We start from the raw sequence: 8,093 nt of genomic DNA, 5'->3' as shown, positions 1-8,093 counted from the left end.
GCTCGTTAGGGGTCAATCTATTTGGGGTCTAAATATTTTTTAAACGATCATTTTAATGCGGGGTTGTATTTTAATTGTAATTAAAATCAGCATTTTAGTTTTAATTTAATGATTAGAGGGCATCATTTTTGTGTTGTTTATAGAGGTCTTTGTTCCGTTTTTTATTTGAACGTGTAATTAACTTAACGCACAATGTCATCGAAAATTCACATAACAAACCATGAAAAAAAGGAAGTGCCTTCATGCATAAATTCTCAAAAAGCGCAGTGGCAACCTTGGTCTCTGGCCTTTTGCTGGGTGCCTCAGCGCACGCCGAAGTCAGCATTACTCAAGGTAAGACTGCAATCCCAGATGGCGAGGCAACGCATGCCCAAGACATCACGGTAAAAAACGAGCATGTCGCGTTCGCATTGGCGGTTGAGTCTGCGCCACCATGGGGCGTGCCACGTGGTACCTTGGTGGACCTCGCGGCGGTGAAAAATGGCAAAATTGATCTAGACCGAGTCGCTTTTGCAGATTTCATCCCCAACAGCTGGTCAGCCTGGCCGAACGAGCGCAAGTCGATTGATATTGTTGAAGACAGCGATGAAAAAGCAGTGATCAAAGTGAGCCGTAACTTCGACAAAGTCGACATTACGACTTGGTATACCTTGGCTGCAGGCTCTGACGCGATTGCTCTTAAAACCGTGATGAATAACCAGGGTGAGGATGATCTCGAACTAGAATCTGGCCACACGATCTGGCCGGATACGGGTTATCAGTTCGCGGTACCAGGGCTTGAAGGCAATGAAGAAGCGATGGCGGATAATGCCCTCGCCGATCGCATGGTCGCGTATGACCGTGACTGGGCGTTCGCACTGCACGCGCCTTACTTTGACCGCATTAAATACAACGGTCGCGATATGTATCTGGGTCACACGCTCAAAGCCGGTGAAAGCCGTACGTTTGAGTCTCAGTTACAGGTTGTTCCGAACGGTGACATGGCGCCGATCGTCAAAGCGGAAGCCGAACGTCATGGCGAAGCGACGGGCACTATTACCGGCCAACTTCGCGCCGACAATGGTAACGTGCCTGCCGATGCGATTGTGATGATTGAGAAAGACGGCCACCCTTACGCGTGGACGCTTGCTAAAGATGGTCAGTACAGCATGGCATTGCCAGAAGGCAAATACCAAGTGTATGGCACGGCAACCGGCCATGCCAACAGCCAGCTGCAATCTATTACCGTGGGTGCCGATAGTGAGCAAACACTGAATTTCACCTCGCTAAAAAGCCCTGCGACCCTTGCGCTTAACGTAGAAGAAGCGGTGTCTGGCGTGGCTAAAGACGCACGTGTGACTATCATTGAAGGCCAAGCGCCACCGGTTGAATTCTTGGGTAAACGCACCTTCTTCACGGACTTGCTGCCTGCCGGCCATGCCGAGCTAAACCTAGCGCCCGGTGAGTATAAGCTGGGCATTAACGCCGGTGCAGGCTTTACCGCTGAATCACAAACCTTGGACGTGACGCTGGAATCGGGCAAAACCAACAAGCAGTTGGTTAAGATCCCACAGGTGACCTTCCCGAATCGCCACCAATGGTACGGGGCTGATTTACACCACCACGGCAATGTGCTGGAAGGGGTAACCCCACCAGAAATCGTGGTGCGTGCCCAGTTGGCAACCGACTTGGATCTGACCTTTATCAGTGATCACGACTCCACCATTAATCACAAAATATTTGCTGACTTATCAGCGAAACGTGGTGTGCCTTTCATTCCATCGATTGAGATCTCGCCATCATGGGGTCACATGAACCCATTCCCCATCGATAATGGCGCGGCGCTGACGGTCGATCCGGGTACTGATGACGTGCATACTCTGATTGATGCTGCACATGAGATGGGTGCAGAAGTGGTGCCGATGAACCATCCATATAACGATTATGGCTACTTCACCAATATCGCTAAGGATGCGGTGCCGGGCGGTAAGACTGACCGTTTCGACCTGATGGAGCTTAACGCACGTGTCGATAACGAGCCGACCCTTGAAAAAGCGCACAAGCTTTGGGATCAAGGCGAAGCCATGTACCTCACAGCCGGCACCGATACCCATGATGCGTGGAACCAGCTCACTGGGCGTATTCGTATGATGGCCAATGTTGATGGTGAGCTAACGCCGCTCGCCTTTGCCAAAGCGTTAAAAGCCGGTCACGGCTATGCCACCCAGGGGCCAATCCTGTATCCACAAAACATCATGTTTGGTGAAACCGCCAAGGCAGGTGATAAATGGGATATTAATGTGGTCGCCGCTGATGGCCTCAAAGAAGTGCGCTTAATCGGCCAAGGTGGTGAGGTGCTAAACAGCATCACCATTAACCCTGAAGAGAGCACACAGCGTCTTGAGCTATCACTGCCTATTCCTGCGGATGCAGAAGGTTGGATCAACCTAGAAGTGGAAGACAAAGACGGCAGCACGGCATGGACCAACCCAGTTTGGCTTCAGTCGTAAGTGTTGAGTCTCAATAAACGAACCAAGGCCAGCGATGCTGGCCTTTTTTGATCGTGATGTTAACCGGCGCAGATTGATGGCCTTGGTTAGAATATTTTTTACCCCAAGGGGTTGCTACAATAGCGGGCAGACTAGGCGATGAAATAATGATATGGAACCGCAGATCCTCAACCCGCTCACCTTGCCACTCGATGGCGTCCGATTAATCGAAGCTTCCGCCGGCACCGGTAAGACGTTTACCATTGCTGGCTTGTACCTGCGATTGTTGCTTGGGCATGGCCGCGCAGCGCCGTGTCGGGTCGAGCAAATACTGGTGGTGACGTTTACCGAAGCGGCAACCCAAGAGCTAAAAGACCGTATTCGACGTCGCATTCATGAGGCGCGTTTTGCCTTTATGCGCGGTGAGAGTGACGATCCTATCATTGGACCTTTGCTTTCAGAGGTAAGCGATCATAAAACCGCGGCGCAGCGACTGTTAGAGGCCGAGCGTCAGATGGACGAAGCGGCCATTTATACCATTCACGGTTTTTGTCAGCGGATGCTGACCCAAAATGCGTTTGAGTCGGGTAGCCTGTTCAGTCATGAATTTGTCACCGACGAGCGACAGATCAAAGCGCGCGCGGCGGCCGATTTTTGGCGTCGTCGTTTTTATCCGCTGCCAAAATCGTTAGCCGGTGTGGTGAGCAGCTACTGGCCCGCGCCGGAGGCCTTATTAAAAGAGATTGCGCCCTATTTATCCGGACCGGCTGTCACGGTTAAGGCGCCTGATCTCGGCGAAGATCTCATGGCGGCACACCAAGCGGCGATAGCCAAAATTGACGGGGTAAAGCGAGCATGGCGCGAGGCGGGGGAGCAGATCACCGAGCAGCTCAGTGCCGCTAAACTCGATGGCCGCAGTTATCGCAAAGATCATCTGGCGAACTGGCTGAATGCGATGGAACAATGGGCCAATGCCGAGACGCTTGATTACCAGTTGCCCGACAAATTGGAAAAATTCGCCAAACAGACGTTGGCGGACAAGAGTAAAGCTGAGCCACCGAGTCTAGCGCTATTTGAGCAGATTCAGGCATTGGTTGATCAGCCGCCGACGTTAAAACCGGGATTAACTGCACTGGCGATTAAAGAAGTGCGGCAGCTGCTCCGCCAAGAAAAACGCCGCCAAGGGTGGCTCTCGTTTGACGATCTCCTTTCTCAACTTGCCAGCGCACTTGACCAAGATAGCCAAGGCCAGTTGGTTGCGCGTATTCGCAGCTTATATCCGGTGGCAATGATTGATGAATTCCAAGACACCGACCCGCTGCAATATCAGATTTTTAGCACTGTCTATCAGCCGCCAGTGGCGGACGATGCCCCTGTATTCGCAGACGCAGACGCAGAGACAGACACAGACACAGACACAGAGGAAGAGGGGGAGCGCACCGGTTTAATGATGATTGGCGATCCTAAACAGGCGATTTATGCCTTTCGTGGCGCCGATATCTTCACCTATATTCATGCCCGTGCGCAGGTGAGTGATCACTATAACCTTGCCACCAACTGGCGCTCGACAGATGGCATGGTACGCGGAGTCAATGCCTTGTTCTCACGTGCGAAGGCACCGTTTGTTTATCAAGACAGTATTCCCTTTTTAGAGGTAGCCTCTTCGCCTAGCGCCAAACAAAAGGCGCTGGTGGTGGAGGGAAACGAGCAGCCCGCGCTCACCTTTTGGCATCACAGCCCGGATGAATTATGTGGCAAGCAAGATTTTGAACAGACCTTAGCTGTGAGTACCGCACAGCATATCACGCAAGTGCTCAACCAATCGGTGGCGGGCAATAGTTATCTACAAACGCCTTCCGGCCAAGGCGCGATTCAGCCGCACAATATCGCCGTGTTGGTGCGCACCGGCCGCGAGGCACAGCTGGTCAAGCAAGCGCTGGCCGAAAAAGGCGTGGCGTCTGTCTATCTTTCTAACCGTGATAATGTGTTCGCCAGCCCCGTCGCCAGCGATATTGAGCGCATTTTAGTGGCGGTGATGCAGCCTGAAAACGAGCGTAAGTTGCGGGCGGCGCTAGCCAGCCCCTTATTTGGCCTGACCGCCGAGCAGCTGGCATTACTCAATCAAGACGAAGCCTTATGGGAGCAAGAGGTGGTGGCCTTTAGCCATTACCGTGACACCTGGCAGCGCCGTGGGGTGATGCCGATGCTGCGCCAAGTCGCCAGTGCCCGCCAAGTGGCAGAAAACTGGTTGGCGATGCCGCAAGGCGAGCGCTGTGTGACCGACTTTTTGCATATTGCGGAGTTGCTGCAAAGTGCCAGCCAGCAATTGGACAACCCCCACGCGCTGATCCGCTGGCTACAAGAGCGGATGGCCGAGCCAGCTCAACAATCGGAAGAGCAGCAGGTGCGGTTGGAGTCGGAGCGTGATTTGGTGCAAATCGTCACCATCCACAAATCGAAAGGCTTGGAGTACGATTTGGTTTACTTGCCGTTTGCTTGTCAGTATCGCGAAAGCAGCCAACCTTTTTATCATGATGAACAGTATCAGCCGGTACTGGCGTTGGATAATGTCGATGAGGGCAAAGAACGCGCTGAAAAAGAGCGGTTGGCTGAAGATATCCGCTTGCTGTATGTGGCGGTGACGCGCGCCGTGTATGGGTGTTTTATCGGCTGTGCGCCCCTTAAACAAGGTAACAGTCGGCAAAAAGACTCGGCCTTGCACTTAACGGCCCTCGGTTATTTGCTCCAGCATGGAGAAGTCGGTGATGCTAGCCTGCTGGCCGAGAGTTTAGCTGGGTTGGCGAGCGCGAGCGATGCGGTGGCTGTGGTTGCGCCACCGGAGCCGGATGATAGCCGTTATACCCCTGAAACGGGCGCCCACGAGGCGCTAACCGCGCGTCAGTTTGACGGAAAGATTGACCGTCAGTGGCGGCTAACCAGTTACTCAGGGCTGTTAAAACATAGCCATCATGTCAGCGCCTTGCCCACATTAGCCAGTTACGACTTGGACGCGGACGATGACCTCGCCGATGAGGAGACGGCGGATGTGGCGGTGGATCCTTGGTCGGTTTTTGCGTTTCCCAAAGGCGCGCGAGCCGGTACCTTTTTACATACCTTGTTTGAAGAGGTGGACTTTACCGCTGATTTGATGAGTGAAGAGGTCGCTGAGCTTATTACCCATCACCTTAGCTTGGAAAACTATGACCTGCAGTGGTGCCTGATATTGCAGCAGTGGATGACACAGGTATTGAAACACCCGCTCAATGAACAAGGGCTGATGCTGAACCAAATTGACAACGCCAGTCGGTTAACGGAGATGGAGTTCGTGATGCCTTTGGCCGCACTCGACTGCCAGCGACTGAACCGACTCGCCGCGCGATATGATGCACTGTCAGCGCGTGCTGGCCAGCTCTCCTTTGAGACGGCGCGCGGGATGTTAAAAGGTTTTATCGATTTAACCTTCCGCGCCGATGGCAAGTATTACGTGCTGGATTGGAAGTCGAACCATTTAGGGGACAGTGTGGCCGATTACCATCCTGAGGCGCTCAAAGAGGCGATGATCGCGCACCGATACGACTTTCAGTATCAGATCTATACCTTGGCGCTGCACCGCTTTTTGCGCCAGCGGATCCCTGATTATGATTACGACACCCATGTGGGAGGCGTGTTTTATTTCTTTTTACGGGGCACCAGCGATAGCGGCGAAACCGGTGTATTCGCGCACCGTCCCGATAAGGCACTGATTGACGCCTTGGACAACCTGTTTGCTGGAGAGTCGTTATGAAACAAGCATTAATGGCACTTTACCAGCGCGGGGAATTGCGAGCGATTGATGTGCAATTTGCTTGTTTGATGGGCGAAGAAGACACCCAATTAGATAAGGCTGCTATCACGGTATGGGCGGCGCTGCTGAGTCGCGAAGTGGGCAAAGGCCATGTCTGCCTTGATTTGCACCAGTGGCAGCCACCCAGTGATGTCGCTTGGCAGCCTTTATTGGCGCACATTGATAGCCAAGCGCCAAGCGAGCAATTGGCGCAGGCCTCAGTCGTGTCCGATGGTACGCAGGCGACGCCCTTGGTGCTTGCGGGACACCGACTGTATTTGCATCGTTACTGGCATGCCGAGCAGCAAGTGGCCGGGCATATTCGCCAGCGTTTGACGGCGCTGCCGGTACCGGATGAGGCCAGACAAACCCTAGATAATTTATTTGCCGCCTCACAGGCAGAGATAGACTGGCAAAAAGTGGCGGCAGCCACCGCGTTGACCCAGCCTTTTGCCGTGATTTCAGGGGGCCCGGGCACGGGTAAAACCACCACCGTCGCCCGTTTGTTAGCGGCGCTGGTGGCGTCACACCACGCCGAGCGCACAACGTCTGCAGCGCTCACTATCAAGTTGGTCGCCCCGACCGGTAAAGCGGCCAACCGATTGACCGAATCACTGGGACGGGCGATTGCCGCCTTGCCTGTTGATCATGACGTGAAAGCGGCGCTGCCGACCCAAGCCAGTACCATTCACCGATTATTAGGGGCGATTCCGCAGCGAGTCGCGTTTCGCCATCATAAAAATAATCCCGTGCATGCGGATGTGTTGATTGTCGATGAAGCCTCGATGGTGGACTTGCCCTTGATGGCGCAGTTATTCGATGCCTTGGCGCCCTCAACACGCATTATTTTGCTCGGGGATAAAGATCAGCTTGCCTCTGTGGAAGCGGGGGCGGTGCTTGGCGATATTTGTCAGTACGCCGAGGCGGGCTATCCAGCGGCGCAAGCAGCGCGTTTAAGCCAGCTAACAGGCTTTGATGTACCCGAAAACCCACATGCGCCAGCGATCGCCAGTGCCCTGTGTCTGCTGCGCAAAAGTTATCGTTTTGATGCTCAATCCGGCATTGGCCAGCTCGCCTTTGCGGTGAACCGAGGAGAGATGGCCGAGGTGGGGGCGGTGTTAAAACGCGGCTATGGCGATATTACCCACCATGTGCTGAGTGATGACAGTTATCAGACCCTGATGCAACAAGCGGTGACAGGATATCGCGATTACTTAACAACACTCGATAATGCGACGCTCGAAAACCCGCCATCGATGGCGGACGTGCTGAGTGCCTTTAGCCAATTTCGTTTGTTGTGTGCATTGACCGAAGGCCCATTTGGTGTCGCTGGCCTCAACCAAGCCATTGAGCAGCACTTGGCGTCGGCGGGATTGATCGCCAAAGAGCGTGATACTTGGTATCACGGTCGGCCGATCATGATTTTGCAAAACGACCATGCCCTAGGGTTGTATAACGGTGATATTGGCATTGCGGTGCAGCATGAGGGGATCACCCGCGTGGCGTTTGAAACCCACGATGGCGAGGTGCGCTATTTGCTTGCCAGCCGTCTGCCCGCCCATCAAACCGCGTTTGCGATGACGGTGCATAAATCACAGGGCTCGGAGTTTGCGCACACAGTGCTGGTATGTCCGCCCACCATTTCACCGGTGATCACCCGCGAGCTGATTTACACCGGCATCACGCGGGCGAAGAACCAGCTTGATCTTTACGCGTCTTGGCCGGTGCTACGCCACGGTGTGGGCGCACGCACCGCAAGGTATAGTGGTTTGCCGGATGCCTTGTTGGCGCCCTTATAATGG

3 protein-coding genes are annotated in these 8,093 nt (G+C 53.8%); all 3 read left to right on the top strand.

What is annotated here, in order from left to right:
* Positions 1-242 precede the first annotated feature (242 nt).
* The 3 genes from BZG78_RS09615 (at position 243) to recD (ending at position 8,090) form a co-directional block, all read left to right on the top strand.
* Positions 243-2,489 (top strand): CehA/McbA family metallohydrolase, encoded by a 2,247-nt coding sequence (locus BZG78_RS09615; RefSeq protein WP_077661075.1) that lies wholly within the window; start codon positions 243-245, stop codon positions 2,487-2,489.
* 151 nt (positions 2,490-2,640) lie between these two features.
* Positions 2,641-6,252, top strand: coding sequence for an exodeoxyribonuclease V subunit beta (gene recB, locus BZG78_RS09610; protein ID WP_077661074.1), 3,612 nt, complete (start codon positions 2,641-2,643; stop codon positions 6,250-6,252).
* The gene (gene recD, locus BZG78_RS09605; RefSeq protein WP_077661073.1) at positions 6,249-8,090 is read left to right on the top strand and encodes an exodeoxyribonuclease V subunit alpha; all 1,842 of its coding nucleotides are present in this window, start codon (positions 6,249-6,251) and stop codon (positions 8,088-8,090) included. The genes recB and recD overlap by 4 nt, the downstream gene beginning before the upstream one ends.
* The last annotated feature ends 3 nt before the right edge of the window (positions 8,091-8,093 follow it).

Source organism: Salinivibrio sp. MA351 (assembly GCF_001996065.1).
GTDB classification, from domain to species: domain Bacteria; phylum Pseudomonadota; class Gammaproteobacteria; order Enterobacterales; family Vibrionaceae; genus Salinivibrio; species Salinivibrio costicola.
The sequence above is the reverse complement of the archived record's forward strand: the minus strand, read 5'-3'. Positions and strand labels throughout refer to the sequence as shown.